Below are 20,120 nucleotides of genomic sequence, written 5' to 3'. Positions count from 1 at the left end.
GACATCCTGCGCCACAACAATGAACCTCGGGTCCGACAATCCCGAGGCCTACCCGGCAACGTTTGCAGGACCGACGCCCGGGTGGCCTGCGCAAACGCGGGCCGGGCGTCCCGCGCGAGCCGAATCGGCGCCGTTCGGTACAGAATGGGTTGTCAACCGGCCGGCGGGTGGGAGCAGGAACCGCATGAGCGATCTCATCGACACGACTGAGATGTATCTGCGCACCATCTACGAGCTCGACGAGGAGGGCGTTACTCCGCTGCGCGCGCGGATCGCCGAGCGGCTCGGGCAGTCCGGTCCCACCGTCTCGCAGACCGTGGCCCGGATGCAGCGCGACGGCCTGGTCACCGTCCAGGGCGACCGGCACCTGGAGCTGACCACCAAGGGCCGCGAGCACGCCACGCGGGTCATGCGCAAGCACCGCTTGGCGGAGTGCCTCCTGGTCCAGGTCATCGGCCTCGAGCCGGCCGACGTGCACGCCGAGGCCTGTCGTTGGGAGCACGTCATGTCCGAGCAGGTCGAGCGCAGACTGCTGGACCTGCTCGAGCACCCCACCCACTCGCCCTACGGCAACCCGATCCCCGGACTGGACGAGCTCGGCGCGGCCGAGGGCGAACAGTTCCGGCAGGGTCTGGAAACACTCGACCGGGTGGCGACCGACGACGGTGTCTCGGTGGTCGTCCGCCGGATCGGCGAGCCGATCCAGGAAGACCTGGCAACGATCCGCGGCATGTGGCGGGCGGGGGTGCGGCCGGGTGGTTCAGTGGTCGCGCGCAGCTCGCACGGCGGAGTGCTGGTCGGCCGCGGCGGGGAGTCCGTCGAGCTGGACCCCGCCGTTGCCTCGCACGTGTTCGTCGAGGTCATCGCCGTCACGCCGGCCGGCTAGCTGGTGAACTTCCGGGCCGAGGTGGTCGCCGCCGGGCGGCGGATGGCCGCGGCCGGACTGATCGCCGGGACGGCCGGCAACCTCAGCGTCCGGGTGCCCGAGGGCCTCGCGATCAGCCCGAGTGGTGTGGACTGCGGCGCGCTGGAACCTGCCTGGATCGGCGTGCACCGGCTCGACGGCACCGCGGTCGACGCGCCTCTGGCACCCTCCTCGGAGCTGCCGTTGCACCTGGCGGTGCACGCGGCGACCGGCTGCGGCGCGCTCGTGCACACCCATTCCGCGGCGGCGGCCGCGGTCTCCTTGTTGGTCGAGGAATTGCCGGGGGTGCACTACTACCTGGCCTCGTTCGGTGCGGCGGTCCGCGTCGTGCCGTACGCCCCGTTCGGCTCGGCGGCGCTGGCGCGGGGCGCCGCGGCCGCGTTGCACGACTCCTCGGCGGCCTTGCTGGCCAACCACGGCGCGGTGGTCACCGGCCCCGACCTGGCCTCCGCGGTCGAGGCCGCGGTGACGTTGGAGTGGCTGTGCGACGTGTGGCTGCGCGCCGCGGCGGTCGGGCGCCCGCGGCTGCTCGACGCGGAACAGTTGGCCGCCTCGAGGCGCGCGCTGGCCGAACATCGGGCCGCTCGACCGCAGGTGGGCGACGCCGAGCCGGGCAGTTCCGGCGAGTCCGAGAAGTCCCGTTCCACGCACCCGTAATCTTGATCTTGTGCTGATGCTGAAGTCGCTCCGTCGTCCGTCCGTGCTCCGCTACGCCGCCGTCCCGGCAGTGGTGCTGTTGCTGACCGGGTGCGGGAGCAAGTCCGACCCGCTGGCCGGTGCCGGCACCCCGGCGCAGCCGTCGTCGGCGCCGTCGCCGTCGAGCACGAGCAGCGGCGGACCCAGCTCGTCGCCCACGCCGACGGCCGCTGTGGCCGCGCCACCGTCCGCCGCGAAGTCGCACAGCGCCGACGGTGCGATCGCGTTCACCAAGTACTACTTCGAGACGTTGGTGAACTCCGCCTTCAGCACCGGCAACGTGCAGCCGCTGGCCCTGGCCAGCGACCCGAACTGCACGGTCTGCCGAGCCACGATCGGCGACGCCGCCTACTTCACCGTTACCGGCACCCGCGGCACGGGCGGGACCGTCTCGGTGTCCTCGTTGCGGGTGATGAGCTCGGCCAACAGCCTCACGTCGATCCTGCTCTCGTACACCTCGACCAAGTTGTCGGAGGTGAACACCGACGGCTCCACCGCATTCACCGCGCCCGGTGTCACCAACGCCGAGGTCGAGGTCCAGGTCACCTGGGACAGCAGCACCAAGGCGTGGCGGATGCGAGAGATCGTCAACAACCCGTCCGCCCCGCCGCCCAGCTCGTCGACCAGTTCGCCGAGCTCCACCCCGGCGCCCTGACCGGTTCCGACGCATCCCGGCCGACTGCGTAGACTCGGATCCGCGCGAGCAAGCCAACTGAATCTGCCGAAACGGGCGTCCCGGATCCTTCCTGGTACGCCTCAACCCGTGCGGGAGAGTCCCCGAGTTCGTGGGGCGCCGAAGGAGCAACTCCTCCCCGGAATCTCTCAGGCACCGCTACCGCCGGGCCAGGCAACTCTGGAAAGCAGCGACGGCGACGTCGCTCACCGATGGTGCAAGCCGGCGGCCCCGGCGAAGCTCTCAGGTACAAATGACAGAGGGGGAGGGCCACCGTAGTCCCAGGCCGATCACGGCCCGGCCGTCGGACGGAGCCCCTATGTCCTCGCAGTCCCCGAACGCTTTGGGTGAGTTCGTCGGCCGCCACGTCGGACCGGACGCCGACGAGCAGGCCCGAATGCTCGCCGCGATCGGCCAACCCTCGCTGGAGGCATTGGCGATAGCCGCGGTCCCCGACTCGATCCGGCTGCCGGCCGACACCCGACTCGCGGTCCCGGACGCGCTGACCGAGTTCGAGGTGCTGGCCGCTCTCCGGGAGCTCGCCCGCGCCAACACCGTGCGATCATCGATGATCGGGCTGGGGTACGCCGAGACCGTCACCCCGGGCGTGATCCTGCGCAAGGTGCTGGAGAACCCCGGCTGGTACACCGCCTACACGCCCTACCAACCGGAGATCTCCCAGGGCCGGCTCGAGGCGCTGCTGAACTTCCAGACGATGGTCGCCGACCTGACGGGGTTGGCGATCGCGAACGCGTCCCTGCTCGACGAGTCCACCGCCGTGGCCGAGGCGGTCACGCTGATGCGCCGGTCGGTACGCGGGATCCCGGACGGGCGGGTCGTGCTCGACGCCCAGTGCCTGCCGCAGACCGTCGCCGTGGTGCGCACCCGGTGCGAGGCGCTCAGGATCGACGTCCAGGTGGCCGACCTGACCGGCGGGCTGCCGGACGGCGCGGTGTTCGGGGTGGTCGTGCAGTACCCGGGCGCCTCCGGGGTTCTGCACTCCCGGGAGCACTACGCCGGGCTGGTCGCTGCGGCACACGAGCGCGGCGCGTTGGTGACGGCGGCCGCGGACCTGCTGGCCACCACACTGGTGCAGGGCCCGGGTGAGTGGGGCGCCGACGTGGCGGTCGGATCCACCCAGCGGTTCGGCGTCCCGATGGGCTTCGGCGGCCCGCACGCCGGCTACATCGCCGTCCGGGCGGGGCTGGAGCGGGCGCTGCCGGGCCGGCTGGTGGGGATGTCGGTCGACGCCGAGGGGCGGCCCGCGTACCGGTTGGCTCTGCAGACCCGGGAGCAGCACATCCGTCGGGAGAAGGCCACCAGCAACATCTGCACGGCGCAGGTCCTGTTGGCGGTGATGGCCTCCATGTACGCCGTCTACCACGGGCCCGACGGGCTGCGCGCGATCGCCGGCCGGGTGCACGGGCACGCCGCGGAGTTGGCCGCGGCGCTACGGGCCGGCGGCGTCGAGGTCGTGCACGACACCTTCTTCGACACGGTGCTGGCCCGCGTGCCGGGGCAGGCCGAGCAGGTTCTGGCCGCGGCCCGCGAGCGCGGCATCAACCTCGGCGCCGACGGCCCGGACCGCGTCCGGATCGCCTGCGCCGAGACCACCACCGACCGCATCGTCGCCGACGTCCTGGCCGCTTTCGGCCTTACGACATCTGCGGACGACGTCCGCAACGCGTTGCCCGCGGATCTGCACCGGGGCAGTGATTTCCTCACCGCGCCGGTGTTCCGGACCCACCACAGCGAGACCGAGATGCTGCGCTACGTCATGCGGCTGGCGGGGCGCGACTACGCGCTGGACCGCGGCATGATCCCGCTTGGCTCCTGCACGATGAAGCTGAACGCCACCACCGAGATGGAGTCGGTGACCTGGCCGGAGTTCGCCGGGCTGCACCCGTTCGCGCCGGCGCAGGACCGGGTCGGCTACCTGGAACTGATCCGCGACCTGGAGGGCTGGTTGGCCGAGCTCACCGGATACGACCGGGTCTCGCTGCAGCCGAACGCCGGGTCGGCCGGGGAACTGGCCGGGCTGCTGGCGATCCGCGCCTTCCACAAGGCGAACGGCGCCGCCGAGCGCGACGTCTGCCTGATCCCGTCATCCGCGCACGGCACCAACGCCGCGTCCGCCGTGATGGCCGGGATGCGGGTCGTGGTCGTCGGATGCGACACCGAGTCCGGCGACGTCGACCTGGCTGACCTGCGTGCCAAGCTCACAGAGCACGCCGGCCGGCTGGCGGCGATCATGCTGACCTACCCCTCGACCCACGGGGTGTTCGAGGCGGGCATCACCGAGGTCTGCGACCTGGTGCACGCCGCCGGTGGGCAGGTCTACATCGACGGCGCGAACTTCAACGCGCTGCTGGGCCTGGCGAAGCCGGGTCGGTTCGGCGGCGACGTCAGCCACCTGAACCTGCACAAGACGTTCTGCATCCCGCACGGCGGCGGCGGTCCGGGCATCGGCCCGGTCGCGGTCCGCGCGCACCTGGCGCCGTACCTGCCCAACCACCCGTTGTCGACCGACGCCGGTCCGGCCACCGGCGTCGGCCCGATCTCCGGCGCCCCGTTCGGCAGTGCCGGGATCCTGCCGATCCCGTGGGCCTACATCCGGCTGATGGGTGGCGAGGGCCTGCGGCACGCCACGTTGGTCGCGATTCTCACCGCGAACTACACCGCCGCTCGACTGGGCGAGCACTTCCCGGTGCTCTACACCGGAGGCACCGGCCTGGTGGCGCACGAGTGCATCATCGACCTGCGCCCGATCACCAAGCGCACCGGCGTGACCGTCGAGGACGTCGCGAAACGCCTGATCGACTACGGGTTCCACGCCCCGACGATGTCGTTCCCGGTGGCTGGGACGCTGATGGTCGAGCCGACCGAGAGCGAGGACCTGGCAGAGATCGACCGCTTCTGCGACGCGATGATCGCGATCGCCGGCGAGATCGAGCGGGTCGCCGCGGGGGAATGGCCGGCCGAGGACAACCCGCTGCGCAACGCCCCGCACACCGCCGCGACGTTGGCGGTCGAGAAGTGGGAGCACCCGTACTCGCGCGCCGAGGCGGTCTTCCCGCCCGGGGTCTCGCAGGTCGACAAGTACTGGCCGCCGGTCTCCCGCATCGACGGGGCCTACGGCGACCGGCACCTGATCTGCTCCTGCCCCTCGCTCGAGGACCTCGCCGCCGAGTCCTGACCCAGGCCCTCCGCATCTTCTGCGCCTGTCCGCGCCCTTCGGGGCGTCGCAAGGGCGCGGACACGCGCAGAAGATGAGGTTCCGGAGGCGTCGGTCGGTGACCGCGCATCGCCGTATCCTGCTTCGCGTGCTCGGGCGGGTGGTCGCGGTCGGTCTGGCCGCGGTCGTGCTCGGCGCCTGCGGCTCGAGTTCCGGGGCGGATGCGCCCGCGGCGGCGCCGTTGCCGGACGACTTGCTCCCGTTGCTGAAGGGCCAGGTCGACTGCGGCGGACAGAAGCTCCTTCTGGTACGCCAGCACTTCTTCGACTTCACCGGGGACGGCGTCCCCGACGCGATCGTCGCGGTCCGGTGCGACGAGGGCATGGGCAGCCCGCCGTCGGCCGTGTTCGCGATCGCGGCGGGTACCGCCGGGCCACGGGTCGCCGGCGAGTTGCTCAAGCCGACCGCGGGCGAGGTCGTCTCCGACCTCGACGGGGCCGGCAGCCAGGCGATCGTCACCACGTTCGCGTTCGGCCCGACCGCGCCGCGATGCTGCCCCGACCTGCAGGTCGTGCACCGCTACGAGTGGAACGGCACAGCCTTCGACGCCGGGACCGGGGTGGCCACCCCCTTGCCGAGCGCGGGTCCCGACGACGGGTGAGCGGCTAGGTTGGTCGCCATGTCGACGGACACCGAACTCGACGCCTACCGCAAGGTCGTCGCGAATTTCGTGGACCACGAGGTCACGCCGCACGCGATCGCCTGGGACAAGGCCGAGAAGATGGACCGCGGGATCGTGGCCAAGCTGGGCGCGATCGGTGCCCTTGGCCTGACGATCCCGGAGGCCGACGGTGGCTCCGGCGGGGACTACCCGGTCTACGCGGCGATGATGGAGGAACTGGGCCGCGGCGACTCGTGCGTGCGCGGCATCGTCTCGGTCAGCCTCGGGCTGGTCGGGAAAACCCTTTATCGTTTCGGGACGCAGGAGCAGCGCGCGCAGTGGCTGCCCGGTCTGTGCGCAGGGGAGAACCTCGGCTGCTTCGGGCTGACCGAGCCCGACAGTGGATCTGACCCGTCGTCACTTCGTACCAAGGCCGTGCCCGACGGCGACGACTGGCTGATCACCGGCGAGAAGGTCTTCATCACCAACGGAACCTGGGCCGACATGGTGCTGGTATTCGCCCGGACCGGCGAGGCGGGTGCCAAGGGCATCAGCGCGTTCCTGGTGCCGACAGAGTCCGACGGCTTCAGCGCCGTCGCCGTGCTGGGGAAGCTCGGGCTGCGCAGCCAGTCCACCGGAAATCTGACGCTGGATCAGGTTCGCGTCCCGGACAGCGCGCGCCTGGGCGAACTCGGAAATGGTTTCCGGATCGCGATGAGTGCGCTCGACGGCGGGCGCCTGTCGGTGGCCGCCGGTTGCGTCGGCCTGGCGCGTGGTTGCCTGGACGTGGCCGTCGCCTACGCCAAGCAGCGCGAGCAGTTCGGCCGAAGCATCGCCGAGTTCCAACTGGTCCAGCAGTTGCTGGCCGACATCGCCGTGGAGACCGACGCGGCCCGCTGCCTGGTGCGGCACACCGCGACGCTGCTCGACGCCGGGTCGCCGGAGGCCGGGCTGTCGGCGTCCAAGGCGAAACTGTTCGCCTCCGAGGTCGCAGTGCGCGCCTCGAACAACGCCCTGCAGGTGTTCGGCGGCCACGGCTATGTCGATGACCACCCGATCGGCAAGTACCTGCGCGACGCGCGCGCGATGACGCTGTACGAAGGAACCTCACAGATCCAGCGGTTGATCATCGGCCGCGCGCTGACCGGGGTGAGCGCGTTCACCTGAGCCCCAACCAACTCCCGACTTCTGCTGCCTGTCCCACGTATCGGCGCGTCCGGATAGGTGGGACAGGCAGCACAAGTGCGGGGTCGGGTACGTTGCTGCGCGTGCAGGGGGCCGATTGGGACGCGCGGTACGCGGCAGAACCGACGTTATGGGGCGCGGAGCCGAACCGCTTCGTCCGGGAACGGGTGGCCGGCTCGGAGCCGGGCCGCGCGGTCGACCTGGCCTGCGGGAACGGACGCAACGCGCTATGGCTGGCCCGGCGCGGCTGGCAGGTCGCCGGGGTCGACATCTCCGGTGTCGCGCTGGAACAGGCCACGAAACGGTCGGCCGAACTCGGATCGCCGGTCGTTTGGGAGCAGGCTGACGCGCGGTCTTGGGCCCCGCCCCAGCCGGTCGACCTGATTCTGGTCGCCTACCTGCACCTGCCGGTGACGGAGCTGATCGCGGTGCTGTCCGCCGCCGGTGAGCATCTGACCCCGACCGGACGACTGCTCTACATCGGGCACTCCCGCACCAACCTCACCCACGGCTTCGGCGGCCCGTCCGACCCGGGCGTGCTGGCCGAGATCGCCGACCTGGCCGCGGCGGCGGCCGGGCTCGCGGTCCGGGAGTTGGCGCACCTGTTCCGCCCGACCGAGCAGGGCGACGCGATCGACATCGTGCTGGACGCCACGCCCTGGCCGCCGCCGAGTGCTGCCGAGGTCGTCGAGAAACATCCGGGTGGGGCTCGGGTGGCACGTCGATGAGTCGGGGCACGTTGGTGGTCACCGGCGGAGGCCGGGGGATCGGCGCGGCCACCGCGCTGCTGGCTGCCGCCGACGACTGGGACCTGTGTCTGGCATTTCGACGCGATGTCGCGGCGGCCGAGGCGGTCGCCGCGCAGTGCGCGGACTTCGGCGCGGAAGTGACGCTGGCGAAGGTCGACGTGGCGATGGAGACCGACGTGCTCGAGTTGTTCGAGCAGGCGGCCGAACTCGGCCCGGTGCGCGGTTTGGTCAACAACGCCGGGGTCGTCTCGCCGCTGCGACCGGTGGCCGAGTTGGAGTCCGACGAACTCGAGGAGGTCTTCGGCGTCAACGTGTTCGGCACGATCCTGTGCGCCCGCGAGGCGGTGCGGCTCATGCTCTCCGACGGCGCCGGGGGAGCGATCGTGAACGTGTCGTCGCGCGCGGCCGTGCTCGGGGGCGCGGGGCGGTACGTCGACTACGCGGCCTCCAAGGCCGCGGTCGACGCATTCACCGTCGGGCTGTCGCAGGAAGTCGCGGCGTCCGGCATCCGGGTGAACTGTGTCCGCCCCGGAATCATCGACACCGGCATCCACCCCGACGGTCCGGACGCAGCAGCGCAGCGGGTCGAGTCGATCCCACTGCGCCGCCTGGGCAGCCCGGATGAGGTAGCTGCCGCAATCGTCTGGTTGCTGTCGCCGGCCGCTTCGTACATCACCGGTGCGGTGCTGGATGTGGGCGGCGGGCGTTGAACCGCGGCGCCGCCCCGCCCGGGGATTACCGCGGGTCGTCGAGCAGACCCGGCGGGATGTACATCTGCTTGCCCTGGTGGTCGAAGTTGTTGCAGTTGCGGTTGCCGCCGCTCTCGTCGCGGGAGATCTCGCCGTCGCGGAAGCCAGGCGCCCGGTAGCGGTCGCTGTCGCGACGGTCGCGGTCGGAGGCGAAGCCCGAGCGCTGGTCACTGTCGCGACGGTCGTCGCGGTTGCCCATGTGGTCGTCGCTGTCGCGACGGTCGTCGCGGTTGCCCATGTGGTCGTCGCCGTCGCGACGGTCGTCGCGGTTGCCCATGCGGTCATCACCGTCGCGACGGTCGTCGCGGTTGCCGACCTGGTCGCCGTCGCGGTCGTCGCGGGGCTCGGCGGTGGTGTGGAAGCCGCCCGGACGGTGCCGGTTGTGCCCGTCGAACGGGGCGCCGAACGCCTGGTCCGAGTGGTCGAAGTTGCCGCAGTTGCGGTCGTGGTGGCTGGCGGCGCTCGCCGCGGACGGGACGGCCAGCGCGAGCGCAGTGGCGAGGCCGACGAGCGAGGCGACCGTGGTCACCGATTTGCGGGCGCGGCTGGACTTGCGGTCCATGACGACTCCAAGACGAATCCGGGGGGTATCGGGTGCTTTCGCGAGAGTCTGACCGGATTGATCGCCCCGCCCACAGTGGCGCGACCCGAACGGGTGACGCCGCCTGCCTCAGAACAGGCTGACCTCCGTCCCGGCAGTCTTAGCCTCGAGGTCCAGCAGGAGTTGCTTGCGGTCGGTCCCGCCGCCGTATCCGGTCAGGCTGCCGCCGGAGCCGACCACCCGGTGGCACGGCACGATGATCGAGATCGGATTGCGGCCGTTGGCCAGGCCGACCGCCCGGAACGCCGTCGGCTGCCCGATCCGCTGGGCCAGTTCGGCGTAGGAAATCGTCTCCCCGTAAGGGATCTCGCGCAGTTCCGCCCAAACCTTCCGTTGGAACTCGGTGCCGGCCGCCTCGTCCAGCGGGACGTCGAACTCCTGCCGCTCCCCGGCGAAGTACTCCGCCAACTGATCCGCGGCGCGGGACAGCACGTCGTCGACCGGCGGGTCGACCTCGGGCCCGAACCGCCCCGGATCCGGCATGTGGCGATGGTCGGTCATGTAGATACAGCTCAGCGCCGCACCGTCGGCGACCAAGGTGAGAGGCCCGATCGGTGACTCGACGACGACGTGTCGGCGGATGGTGTCCACTGCTTCTCCTCTAGCTGACGCGAAGTCAGATCGCTGCGCTGTCGGGGATCCGGTTGACGGCATGTTTCCTTCGGTCAACAGGCTTCAATCGGCTCGGGATCGCGAGGAACCCGGCGCCCGCGAGCCAACTCCAGTGCAAGACTCACCTCGCGCTCCGCTCGCCTCAATTGCCTGTGCGTGCCGCTCGCCCACAGATACTGCACGGCGTAGGACCGCCACGGGGCCCACGCGCGCGATCTGTGGACAAAGGCGGCCTGTGGACGGGGCAGCCCCAGTGCGTCCGCCGCCTGTCGCACCCCGAGGTCGGTCGCCGGGAACGCGTCGGGGTCGCCCAGCGCCCGCATCGCGATCACCTCGGTGGTCCACGGCCCGATACCGGGCAGTTCGGCCAACCCGGCCCGGGCCGCCGCCTGATCCGCGCCGGGGCCGACGTCGAGCGCCCCCGACCGCAGGGCCGCCAGCAGGCCCAGCAGGGTGGTCCGCCGGCTCGCGGGCATCGCCAAGGTCTCCGGGCGGATGGCGGACAACGACTCGACGCTCGGGAACAGGTGCGTCAGCCCGCCGTCCGGGTCGTCCACCGGGGTGCCGTGCGCCAGCACCAGACGGGCCGCGTGGGTTCGCGCCGCGGCGGTCGAAACCTGCTGGCCGAGCACCGCACGGACCGCGAACTCCGCGCCGTCGACGGTGCGTGGCACTCGCCGGCCCGGCGCTCGCGCCACTTCGGTGGCCAGGGCCGGGTCGGCGCCGAGCACCTCGTCGACCGCGGTCGGGTCGGCGTCGAGGTCAAGCATCCGCCGACACCGCGCAATGGCCACCGGCAGGTCCCGCAGGTCGGTCAGCCGCAGTCGCGCGGCGACGAAACCGCTCGCGAGCGAGGTCGGCGGCGGTCGCAGCGACACGATCCCCGGTCCGTGCGGAAGGTCGAGGGTGCGCCGGTAGCAACCGTCGCGCCACTCCTCGACCCCGGGTACACCGGTGGCGATCAGGTGTCCGAACAGGTTGTCCGGGAACATCGGGCCGCGGTAGGCCAACCGAACGTCGAGCACGCCGTCCGGGGAGCCCGCACCGGTACGCCGGGCCGCGGCCCGCAAGGTCGTCGGCGAGGTCGCGAAAACCTCGGTCACGGCGGTGTTGAACGCCCGGATGCTGCCGAACCCGGCAGCCGCGGCCACCTCGGTCATGGTCAGGTCGGTGGTCTCGATCAGCAGTCGCGCCGTCTGCGCCCGGTGCGCCCGGGCGATCGCCAACGGCCCGGCCCCCAACTCGTCCTGCATGAGCCGCTGCACCTGCCGCAGGCTGTACCCGAGTCGGGCGGCCAGGCCCGGCGCGCCCTCGCGGTCGAGCACGCCGTCGCCGATCAACCGCATCGCCCGGGCCACCACGTCGGCCCGGGTGTCCCACTCCGGCGAGCCCGGGCTGGCGTCCGGCCGGCACCGCTTGCAGGCCCGGTAGCCCGCCGCCTGCGCGGCGGCGGCGCTCGGGTGGAAGGTCAGGTTGCCGGCCTTCGGGTTCGCCGGGCACGACGGCCGACAGTAGATGCCGGTGGTCCGGACCCCGACGAAGAACCAGCCGTCGAAGCGCGGATCCTTCGCGGCAACCGCCCGCAGGCAGGCCTCCCTTTGCTGGTGCATGCAGACCAGCCTGCCTCGCTGACGGCGGTACCGTCCAGCTGAAAAACGACATCAGGCTCGGCGGGCCTGACGCTGCGTCAGAAACGCTTGAGGTCCGTAGGCGCCAGCAGGTCGGCAGTCAGCGCGGCGATGTCGGCAGCCCCGCACAACGCCATCGCCCGGGCCAGTTCGTCGACGAAGCCGTCCAGCACCGCCTGCACCCCGGGGGCCCCGCCGGTGGCCAGGCCCCAGATCACCGGCCGCCCGAGCAGGACTGCACGCGCACCGGCCGCGAGCGCCTTGAGCACGTCGGTGCCGCCGCGGATCCCGCCGTCGACGTAGACCTCGGCGCGGTCGCCGACCGCGTCGAGCACCTCCGGCAGCGCCTCGGCGGTGGCGATCGCCCCGTCCAACTGCCGCCCGCCGTGGTTGGAGACGACGACCGCGGCCGCGCCGGCAGCGACGGCGGCCGCGGCGTCGTCGCCCCGCAGCACGCCCTTCACCACCACCGGCAGGCCGGAGATCTCGGCCAGCCAACCGATGTCGTCGAAGGTGATCGCGGCGGTGAAGTCCTGGCGGACGTGGGCGGCCAATGCCGACCCGCCCATCGGCATGTCCGGGTGGGTGATCCCGAGGTTGGCCAGGCTCAGGCCCGGCGGCAACGTGAAGCCGTTGCGTTCGTCGCGCCGCCGCAGCCCGGCCACCGGCAGGTCGACGGTGAGCACCAGCGCCCGGTAGTCGGCCGCGACCGCTCGAGCGACCAGTTCGGCGCTGACGCTCCGATCGCGCTGGAGGTACATCTGCATCCACCGCACCCCGTCGGGGGCGGCGGTCGCGACGTCCTCCAGTCGGGTCGTGGCCAAGGTCGAGACGATCAGCAGGGTGCCGGCGGCTGCAGTGCCGCGAGCGGTCGCCCGCTCACCCTCGTCGTGCGCCAGTCGCTGGTAGGCGGTCGGGGCGACCAGGACCGGAGCCGTCACCGCCGTGCCCAGCACGGTGGTCGCCGTGTCGATCGCGCTGACGTCGCGCAACACCCGCGGCCGTAACCGGATACGCCGCCAGGCCGCGACGTTCTCGGCCAGCGTGATCTCGTCGTCGGCCCCGCCCGCGTAGTAGTCGTAGGCGAGTTGGGTCAGCTGTTCTCGGGCGCTTGCCTCGAGTGCGTCGCAGTCCACGGGTCAATGATCACGCGCTGCCCAGGCCGTGTGCCTGCAGCCAGGCCGCCATCTTGTCGCGGAAGGCACCGGCGGTGTGTCCCAGCGTGATTGCGTGGCCGGTGTCGGGCAGCGTGACGCCGGTGGCGTCCGGACTGCCGCTGAACAGCTTCGCCTGCTGCTCGGGCTGGGCGAAGAACGCGTCGTTCGCACCGGTGATCACCAGGACCGGCACCTTGACCTCGCGCAGTTTCTGGAGGTCGGCCTGGATCCCCGCCGGAGCGTTGGCGAGGTCGCCACACGCGTCCTCCGGGCGGTGCGCGGAGACGTCGGCGACGATCGCCGGGTCGGCGTCGTGGAAGAAATCTGCCGCGGCCTCGGCGTCGGTGCCCTCGATGAACGCGTACCCGTCGCCGGAACCGGAGCACCGCACCTGCTGTTCCCCGACCGCCGCCGGCACGCGCGGGGTGACGAACTCACCCGATGCCACCACGACCAGCGCCGCGATGTCGTTGTACGAGTACGCCTCGGCCTGCGCGATGAAGCCTGCGGCCGAGTGTCCGGCCAGGGCGAGCTTGTCGATGCGTGGTGCGTTCCCGCCTCCGCCTGCTTGGTAGGCACCGCTGCGCAGTTCGGTGATGATCTGGTGGGCCACGTCGGCCTCGCTGCCGAAGCACAGGTCGTTGCCGTCCGGCTTGCCGCTGCCCGGGTACCCGAGGCGGGCGATCGTCACCGAGACCAGGCCGCGTCCGGCGAGGTCGGCGGCGTAGTCGTAGCCGGGGACCTTCGAGTAGCGCCACATGCTCTCGTCGACCGCGTCGCCGTGCAGGTACAGGGTCGCGGCGGGGATCCGTCCGCCCCGGATGAGCGCCGCGGGTCCGGCGATGTGCCCGACCACGTCGTAGGCCTTGTCGTCGGAGACGCAGTCGACGTCAGAGGTGTTGGTGTTGTGGACGCGGAAGGCGATCGGCAGCGACGTGACGCCGGTCGGGGCGGCCTCTGCCCGCTCGACTAACGCCGGTGTCGCCGCGGCGATCACCAGTGCGGCCAGGCCAGTCATGCGGATGCTGCGGTGCGTTCTCATCTGGGCCTCGCAAACGCGGTCGGGAGACAGGCTTACACCCTAAGTCGGATGTGTCCGACCTGCGAGCTGTGCCCTAGAGCAGCGAAGCGGTCCACCCGTTGTCGACGACGAAGTCCGAACCGGTGGTGAACTTCGAGGAGTCACTGGCCAGGTAGACGGCCAACGGCGTGATGTCGCCGACCTCGCCCATCCGGACCTGCTTCTGCTCGATCAGCGGAATGAAGTCGCCGCCCAGCGCGGCGCTGAACGTCGGGATGTTCTCGTTGACCAGGTCGGTGCCGATAAACGTCGGCAGCAACGCGTTGACCCGAACGCCGTGGGCCCGGAACTCGGTGGCCGCGGTCTTGGTCAGGTTCACCACGGCGGCCTTGGTCGCGGCGTAGGAGCCGATCAGTGGGGAGCCGCGCAGCGCGGTGATCGAGCCGAGGACCACGATCGAGCCGCCGCCGGCGGCGGCCATCGCCAGCGCGGATTCCCGCACGGTCAGGAACACCCCGTCGAGGTTGACCGAGGTCACCGCCCGCCACTCCGCGAGCGAGGTCTCCGCCAGCGGCTTCACGATCGCAATGCCGGCGTTGGCCACACTGACGTCCACGCGGCCGTGCCGCTCCACCGTGCCGCGGATGAGCGCCTGCACCGCGGCCTCGTCGCGCACGTCGCAGGCGACTGCCTCGGCCCGGCTCAACGTGGCGGCGACCTCCTTGGCCGCGCCTTCGTCGATGTCGGAGACCACCACGATCGCGCCCTCGGCGTCGAACGCCTCGGCGATCGCGCGGCCGATTCCGCGGCCTGCTCCGGTGATCACGGCAACGCGGTCGGCAAGCTGTCCGGTCACGGAGGCCTCCTATTTGTGGGACGGGAACGTCGGGTTCACCCTAAGCCGCGGTTCAGCGTTCGGCCATGACCTCTACGTGGATGTGGGCGGCCAGCTCGGCCCCCAGTTCGATCGTCTCGCCGGATCGCCCGACCAGGACCCGGCCGGAGTCGGGCCGGCAGGCGACGATCTCGCCCGGCCGGATGCGGGCTCGCCACAGGTCGCGCATGAGGTCGTGGTCGGCCTGCAGCGGTTCGTCGATGCGGTGCACGAGAACCTCGACCTCCGCTCCGGTCACCTGGTGCAGGGGCTGGATCAGGGCTTCCGCGGGCACGGTCGGGCCGTCGCCGAGCTCGTCGAGACCGGGGATCGGGTTGCCGTAGGGGGAGTGGGTGGGGTGGCCGAGAATCTCGAGCAGCCGGCGTTCGACGGTCTCGGAGATCACGTGCTCCCATCGGCAGGCCTCCTCGTGCACCTCCCCGGGGTCCATCCCGATCACGTGAACCAGCAGGCATTCGGGCAGCCGGTGCTTGCGCATCACCCGGACCGCGAGGGAGCGGCCCTTGCGGGTCAGCTCGAGGTGGCGGTCGTCCTCGATCCGGACCAGGCCGGCGCGTTCCATCCGCGCGACCGTTCCGGCGACGGTCGGTCCGGCTTGGCCGAGCCGCTCCGCCAGGCGCGCCCGGAGCGGTCGGGCCCCCTCCTCCTCGATCTCGAGGATCGTGCGCAGGTACATCTCCTGGGCGTCGATCAGGCCCTTCACACGACACCGCCTTATGGCACCTATGGTTAGGTAAGGCTAACCTATAGCGGCGTCGAACGGCTGGTGGGGTGAACAAGTGGGGCCCGGCCGAATCGGCCGGGCCCCACTTCAGATCTGACGCCACGTCAGAAGCCGGTTCAGGTAGGAAGATCGATCCTCACTTGTCCGTGTGGATGACGCCCTGATCCGCGAGCTCCCAACCGTTCGGGGACCCGTCCGGCTTCGAGGTGGTGTTCGTGCTCGTGTACTTGTACATGAACTCCCGGCCCTGGGCGTCGTCGGCGCTCCAGGTCTGGCTGTCGTAGGACCCGCCACGTTCGACGGGGGAGTAGCTGAACTTCTGGTCCATGTCCGAGTCGGTGTTCCAGACCTGACCGTTGCCCAGCGCGGCCATCAACCGCGACCGAGTGAGGTTCGGGCCGACCTCGCGGGCAGCCTCGGCGAACATGTTCACCCCGACATAAGCCGCCTGGACGATGTGGTGGGTGAACCCGACGTTGGTCTTCGAGTACCGCTCCATGACCGCCATGAAGTCCGCGCCCCAGAGCCGGTAGGTGGTGTTCACCCAATAGCGGCCGACGGGCCAATTCCCGATGAACGAACCGACGGCCTCGCCGGCCAAGTGGTTGCCGGAGACGCCCTTGGGTGGGTAGTAGCCCTGCTGGGCGGCCTCGATCATGAACTTGATCACGGTCGCCGGGTTGATCACGTAATGGATGATGTGGTCCGGGTTGGCCGCCCGGAAGGCCAGCACGTAGGCGGCCATCGAGGTCTCGGAGATCGCCACGTCGACCTTCTTGACCATCTTGGCGCCGGAGGCGTCGAGGATGTGCTGGACCTGCGAGCAGGCCAACTGCATCTCCGGGCTGGTCAGGCAGAGCAGACCGTAGGTCTTCGGGTGGACGACGTTGCGCACCCAGTTCGCGCCGGCCATGGCCTCGTGGATCATCGACATGTGCGTCGGGAACATGAACGGGTCCTGCCACTCGGTCTGGGAGTAGGCCCAGGACCCGACGTAGGGCAACCCGTACAGGTGCAGGTCGTCGTGCATCGACGCGGTGGCCCAGTCCTGGGCCGTGATCAGCGAGAAGATCCCGTCCTGGCCGACCAACTTCTTCAGGCACGACTTCGCGCGCGACACCTCACCGGCGCCGTCGTCGCAGTCGACCAGTGACAGCCGACGGCCGAGCACGCCCCCGCGGTCGTCGATCGAGGCGATCGTGGCCAATGCCCCGCGGTACACCGGTTCGGTGACCACGTTGGCCAGCGCCATGCCGTGCATGTTGATCGAACCGAGCTTGATCTCGTTCTTGGTGACCCCGGTGTCCGTGGCGCCGTTCATCTTGTCGTAGCGGCTCTGGTTGTCCTGCTGCTGGGAGGCGGCCTCCGGCTTGAGCGCGACCTGCGCCTTGACGCCGGTCGACGCCGGCGCGGCCTGCGTCGCCGCCGGTTGCGTCTTGGCCGCGGCGACCTCTGCCCGGGCCGCAGCGAGTGCCGCGTGCAGGGACTTCTGGCTCGCTGTCTCCAAGGCCGGGTCCTTGCCCGGTGCCGCGTGCGAGTCGAGGTAGGCAGCGACGGCGGCGACGAGCTTGGCGGTGTTGTCGGCGCTCGGTCCCGCGGGCGCGGGTGGCGCAGTGGGCTGCTCCGGATGCGCCACGATGACGGTCCGGGTGGGACCGCAGGCCGCGGCCAGCAGGACGACCCCCGCTGTCAGCGGGATGGCCACGACCAACTTGCGGCGGTCAGAAAACGGTTTCATCTTGCGACGCCTCCCCGCGCTCATGCTTACGTTCACAAGTAGATCACCGCTCGGTTCCCAGGCGGCGCAAGCCGAACCGGGGCCGGAGCAAGATCGGTAAAGCACGAGTGGGCCCAGCCGATGCGGCGGGACCCACTCGGTTTGTGACACTGCATCACTTGTCTGTGTTCCCTGCGGTCAACAGACTACGATCGCCTCGGAAGAGCCGAACGGCTCGCAGGCTCGCTGTTCGCTCTTCGCTCGGCTCACTTGTCTGTGCGGATCACACCCTGGTCGGCCAGATCCCAGCCCGACGGCGAACCGTCCGGCTTGGAGGTGGTGTTCGGGTCGGTGTACTTGTACATGAATTCCCGGCCCTGCGCCCCGTCGTGGCTCCACGTCTGGTCGTCGAAGGAGCCGCCGCGCTCGGCGGGGGTGTAGCTGAACTGCTGGTCCATCGCCGAGTCGGTCTTCCAGACCTGCCCGTTGCCCAGCGCCGCCATCAACCGCTGCCGGGTCAGGTTCGGGCCGACCTCGCGGGCAGCCTCGGCGAACATGTTCACGCCGACATAAGCGGCCTGGACGATGTGGTGCGTGAAGCCGATGTTGGACTTGGAGTACCGCTCCATGACCGCCATGAACTCCGGACCCCACAACCGGTAGGTCGTGTTGGTCCAGTAGCGGTTCACCGGCCACTTGCCGATGAACGAGCCGAGCGCCTCGGCCGCCATGTGGTTGCCGGAGACGCCCTTCGGCGGATAGTAATCCTGCTGGGCGGCCTCGACCATGAACTTGACGAGGGTCGCCGGGTTGATCGTGTAGTGGATGATGTGCTCCGGGTTCGCGGCCCGGAAGGCCAGCACCTGAGCGGACAGCGAGGTCTCCGAGATCGCCACGTCGACCTTCTTGACCATCTTGGCGCCGGAGGCGTCGAGGATGTGCTGGACCTGCGAGCAGGCCAACTGCATCTCCGGGCTGGTCAGGCACAGCAGGCCGTAGGTCTTTGGTTTGATGACGTCACGCACCCAGTACGCGCCGGCCATGGCCTCGTGGATCATCGACATGTGCGTGGGGAACATGTACGGGTCCTGCCACTCGGTCTGTGAGTAGGCCCAGGACCCGACGTAGGGCAGTCCGTACTGGTGCAGGTCGTCGTGCATCGACGCGGTCGCCCAGTCGATGCCGCTGATCATCGAGAAGATGCCGTCCTGTGTGACCAGCTTCTTCAGGCACGACTTGGCCCGGGACACCTCACCCGGGCCGTCGTCGCAGTCGACCAGTGACAGCCGACGGCCGAGCACCCCCCCGCGGTCGTTGACCGCCTGGATCGTGGCCATCGTGCCGCGGACGACCGGTTCGGTGACCACGTTGCCCAGCGCCATGCCGTGCATGTTGATCGAACCGAGCTTGATGCCGTCCTTGGTGACGCCGGTGTCCGTGGCGCCGTTCATCTTGTCGTAGCGGCTCTGGTTGTCCTGCTGCTGTGTGTTGGTCTCGGCCGGGGCCACCGCGGCGGCCTTCACTCCGGTGGACAGAGGAGCCGGGGCCTTGGCCTTGGCCTGCTCGGCGTGGGCTTGGGCCAGGATGTCGTGCAGGGCCTTCTTGTTCACGTTGTCGAGCGAGGGGTCCTTCTTCGGCGTGGCCTGCGAGTCCAGGTACGCGGCGACGGCCTCGATCAGCTTGGCCGTGGTGTCCTGCGAAGTCGGCTGCGCCGGCGCGGCCTGCTGCGGCGCCGGCGCCGGCTGGGCGACTGTGACTGTCCGGGTTGTGCCGCAGGCTGCCGTCAGCAGAACGACCCCAGTGGCGAGGGGAATCGTCGCGACCAGCTTGCGGCGTTCTCGTATCAAATTCATTCCGCGGCGCCTCTCGGGTTCATGCTGCTCCTTTCGAGTAGATCACCGTGCGGGCCGGACTTTGCTTCAGGCACCTCGGCGCGTCGGGGTGAAAAAGGTGCGGCCGGTATCCGGGGACGCCGGCCGAAGGGGAGAAGAATGCAGCGAAGGGCGCAGCCATTGCGTCCGGGTCGCCGCGGCACCGCGGGTTTCGGCACGGCGTCGGACCGATGGACAGCACAGATGATTGCCGGCCGAAATCGCGGGTCGACGGGGTCCCGCCGGATTCATCGCGACAATTGCGCCAGCTTGGCGGCGACCGCGTCGCGCAATGCCTCCAGGCGCTTCCGGTCGGCCGCGTCGGTGTCGCCGAGCAAGCGTTGGTCGATCTTCCCGAGCAGGCTGCCGAGTTGGGCCGTGGTCCTCGGGTCCGCCGGGGGCGGCGGGGCCGGCGCGGGTGCCGTTACCGGGGGCAGCGGCCGGGAGACGCCGGTGTCGGTGGCCTTGTCGTGGCCACCGACCGCGACCAGTGGGACGGCCACCCCGGCTGCGATGGCGATGACTACAGAGGCCGCCACGACGGCTGCCCTCGGGCCTGCGTGCTGGGGGATCTGAACTCTTTCCAGCACTGCCGGGTCCAGCGGCGACTTGGCCGCCAGCGCCAGTGCGGTCTCCGGGTCGGTCACCTCGGCCCGGCGCAGCACCTTGCCGACCGTCTCGGTCGAGAGCCCTTCGGCGTGCTCCAGCACGTAGGAGATGCGCGCGGCCGGCGGCAACGCGGCCAGTTCCCGGTTGGCCTCACCGCGTTCCAGCAGGACCAGCCCGGTGCGGCCTGCCGATGCCCGGAGAACCTCCCGAACCAGCGCCGCGACCTGGTCGGCGGCGTTCACAGCGGTCTCGGCAGCCGCGCTCGCCAGATCGAACCGACGCCGGCGACCCAGACTGGGCGCCAGCATCAGGTAGGCAAGGCGCCGCAAGTGATCGGCGTCGGCCATGCGTGCTCCGCTTCCTGAGGGCTTGCTGATGCGGGGTGGCGCTGTGTCGAAGGGTCCGGTTCAGGGCGCAAGGCCGGAACCTCCGAGTTACCCACATCGAAACACGACATTCCCAGGCAAATCCC

The 20,120-nt window shown here is 70.5% G+C and carries 18 protein-coding genes and 2 riboswitches; of the genes, 8 read left to right on the top strand and 10 right to left on the bottom strand.

The features are described 5' to 3' along the window. The first annotated feature begins 184 nt into the window (after positions 1 to 184). From VHU88_22270 to VHU88_22235, 8 genes are all read left to right on the top strand, one after another. A complete protein-coding gene (locus VHU88_22270; GenBank protein ID HEX3614429.1) occupies positions 185 to 886 on the top strand; it encodes a metal-dependent transcriptional regulator in 702 nt (233 codons plus the stop codon). A 3-nt stretch (positions 887 to 889) separates the two neighbouring features. Beyond that, on the top strand, positions 890 to 1,582 hold the full coding sequence (locus tag VHU88_22265) for a class II aldolase/adducin family protein (protein HEX3614428.1): 693 nt from the start codon (positions 890 to 892) through the stop codon (positions 1,580 to 1,582). A gap of 16 nt (positions 1,583 to 1,598) precedes the next feature. Next, positions 1,599 to 2,276, top strand: a complete 678-nt coding sequence (locus VHU88_22260) for a DUF6318 family protein (protein HEX3614427.1) — start codon at positions 1,599 to 1,601, stop codon at positions 2,274 to 2,276. 101 nt (positions 2,277 to 2,377) lie between these two features. Next, positions 2,378 to 2,469, top strand: a riboswitch (glycine riboswitch). Beyond that, positions 2,470 to 2,564: riboswitch (glycine riboswitch) on the top strand. A 49-nt stretch (positions 2,565 to 2,613) separates the two neighbouring features. Next, positions 2,614 to 5,490 carry an aminomethyl-transferring glycine dehydrogenase gene (gcvP, locus tag VHU88_22255; protein ID HEX3614426.1) on the top strand — a complete coding sequence of 959 codons (2,877 nt, stop codon included), beginning with the start codon at positions 2,614 to 2,616 and terminating at the stop codon, positions 5,488 to 5,490. A gap of 97 nt (positions 5,491 to 5,587) precedes the next feature. After that, on the top strand, positions 5,588 to 6,130 hold the full coding sequence (locus tag VHU88_22250; protein HEX3614425.1) for a hypothetical protein: 543 nt from the start codon (positions 5,588 to 5,590) through the stop codon (positions 6,128 to 6,130). Positions 6,131 to 6,148: 18 nt separating this feature from the next. Continuing rightward, entirely contained in the window at positions 6,149 to 7,297 is a 1,149-nt protein-coding gene (locus tag VHU88_22245; GenBank protein HEX3614424.1) for an acyl-CoA dehydrogenase family protein, read from the top strand. 101 nt (positions 7,298 to 7,398) lie between these two features. Beyond that, positions 7,399 to 8,043: a class I SAM-dependent methyltransferase gene (locus VHU88_22240; protein ID HEX3614423.1), complete on the top strand. Its 645-nt coding sequence runs from the start codon at positions 7,399 to 7,401 to the stop codon at positions 8,041 to 8,043. Further along, positions 8,040 to 8,774, top strand: a complete 735-nt coding sequence (locus VHU88_22235; protein ID HEX3614422.1) for an SDR family oxidoreductase — start codon at positions 8,040 to 8,042, stop codon at positions 8,772 to 8,774. The genes VHU88_22240 and VHU88_22235 overlap by 4 nt, the downstream gene beginning before the upstream one ends. Positions 8,775 to 8,799: 25 nt before the next feature. Here the strand turns inward: VHU88_22235 and VHU88_22230 are convergent, their stop codons facing one another. The 10 genes from VHU88_22230 to VHU88_22185 all read right to left on the bottom strand — a co-directional run bounded on the left by VHU88_22230 (position 8,800) and on the right by VHU88_22185 (position 19,995). After that, positions 8,800 to 9,375 carry a hypothetical protein gene (locus VHU88_22230; GenBank protein HEX3614421.1) on the bottom strand — a complete coding sequence of 192 codons (576 nt, stop codon included), beginning with the start codon at positions 9,373 to 9,375 and terminating at the stop codon, positions 8,800 to 8,802. A gap of 108 nt (positions 9,376 to 9,483) precedes the next feature. Continuing rightward, a complete protein-coding gene (locus VHU88_22225; GenBank protein HEX3614420.1) occupies positions 9,484 to 10,005 on the bottom strand; it encodes a methylated-DNA--[protein]-cysteine S-methyltransferase in 522 nt (173 codons plus the stop codon). A gap of 74 nt (positions 10,006 to 10,079) precedes the next feature. Continuing rightward, on the bottom strand, positions 10,080 to 11,636 hold the full coding sequence (locus tag VHU88_22220; protein ID HEX3614419.1) for an AlkA N-terminal domain-containing protein: 1,557 nt from the start codon (positions 11,634 to 11,636) through the stop codon (positions 10,080 to 10,082). Positions 11,637 to 11,713: 77 nt separating this feature from the next. Then, positions 11,714 to 12,790 (bottom strand): alpha-hydroxy acid oxidase, encoded by a 1,077-nt coding sequence (locus tag VHU88_22215; protein HEX3614418.1) that lies wholly within the window; start codon positions 12,788 to 12,790, stop codon positions 11,714 to 11,716. A 10-nt stretch (positions 12,791 to 12,800) separates the two neighbouring features. Beyond that, positions 12,801 to 13,853 (bottom strand): alpha/beta hydrolase, encoded by a 1,053-nt coding sequence (locus VHU88_22210; GenBank protein HEX3614417.1) that lies wholly within the window; start codon positions 13,851 to 13,853, stop codon positions 12,801 to 12,803. 73 nt (positions 13,854 to 13,926) lie between these two features. Continuing rightward, entirely contained in the window at positions 13,927 to 14,688 is a 762-nt protein-coding gene (locus tag VHU88_22205; GenBank protein ID HEX3614416.1) for an SDR family oxidoreductase, read from the bottom strand. A gap of 52 nt (positions 14,689 to 14,740) precedes the next feature. Further along, on the bottom strand, positions 14,741 to 15,430 hold the full coding sequence (locus VHU88_22200; GenBank protein ID HEX3614415.1) for an iron dependent repressor, metal binding and dimerization domain protein: 690 nt from the start codon (positions 15,428 to 15,430) through the stop codon (positions 14,741 to 14,743). Positions 15,431 to 15,587: 157 nt separating this feature from the next. Then, complete coding sequence (locus tag VHU88_22195; protein HEX3614414.1) at positions 15,588 to 17,189, bottom strand: ABC transporter substrate-binding protein; 1,602 nt, start codon at positions 17,187 to 17,189, stop codon at positions 15,588 to 15,590. A gap of 245 nt (positions 17,190 to 17,434) precedes the next feature. After that, positions 17,435 to 19,021 (bottom strand): ABC transporter substrate-binding protein, encoded by a 1,587-nt coding sequence (locus tag VHU88_22190; protein ID HEX3614413.1) that lies wholly within the window; start codon positions 19,019 to 19,021, stop codon positions 17,435 to 17,437. Positions 19,022 to 19,287: 266 nt separating this feature from the next. Continuing rightward, on the bottom strand, positions 19,288 to 19,995 hold the full coding sequence (locus tag VHU88_22185; protein ID HEX3614412.1) for a hypothetical protein: 708 nt from the start codon (positions 19,993 to 19,995) through the stop codon (positions 19,288 to 19,290). Positions 19,996 to 20,120 lie beyond the last annotated feature (125 nt).

This window comes from Sporichthyaceae bacterium (genome assembly GCA_036269075.1).
Taxonomy (GTDB): domain Bacteria; phylum Actinomycetota; class Actinomycetes; order Sporichthyales; family Sporichthyaceae; genus DASQPJ01.
Note: the sequence above shows the minus strand (reverse complement) of the source record. Positions and strands in the feature narration are given on the sequence as shown.

Coding starts and splice junctions, on each gene's coding strand:
- VHU88_22260 (HEX3614427.1), top strand. CDS start 1,599: ATGCTGAAGTCGCTCCGTCGTCCGTCCGTGCTCCGCTACGCCGCCGTC.
- VHU88_22220 (HEX3614419.1), bottom strand. CDS start 11,636: ATGCACCAGCAAAGGGAGGCCTGCCTGCGGGCGGTTGCCGCGAAGGAT.
- VHU88_22270 (HEX3614429.1), top strand. CDS start 185: ATGAGCGATCTCATCGACACGACTGAGATGTATCTGCGCACCATCTAC.
- VHU88_22210 (HEX3614417.1), bottom strand. CDS start 13,853: ATGAGAACGCACCGCAGCATCCGCATGACTGGCCTGGCCGCACTGGTG.
- VHU88_22195 (HEX3614414.1), bottom strand. CDS start 17,189: ATGAAACCGTTTTCTGACCGCCGCAAGTTGGTCGTGGCCATCCCGCTG.
- VHU88_22230 (HEX3614421.1), bottom strand. CDS start 9,375: ATGGACCGCAAGTCCAGCCGCGCCCGCAAATCGGTGACCACGGTCGCC.
- gcvP (HEX3614426.1), top strand. CDS start 2,614: ATGTCCTCGCAGTCCCCGAACGCTTTGGGTGAGTTCGTCGGCCGCCAC.
- VHU88_22245 (HEX3614424.1), top strand. CDS start 6,149: ATGTCGACGGACACCGAACTCGACGCCTACCGCAAGGTCGTCGCGAAT.
- VHU88_22190 (HEX3614413.1), bottom strand. CDS start 19,021: ATGAATTTGATACGAGAACGCCGCAAGCTGGTCGCGACGATTCCCCTC.
- VHU88_22185 (HEX3614412.1), bottom strand. CDS start 19,995: ATGGCCGACGCCGATCACTTGCGGCGCCTTGCCTACCTGATGCTGGCG.
- VHU88_22235 (HEX3614422.1), top strand. CDS start 8,040: ATGAGTCGGGGCACGTTGGTGGTCACCGGCGGAGGCCGGGGGATCGGC.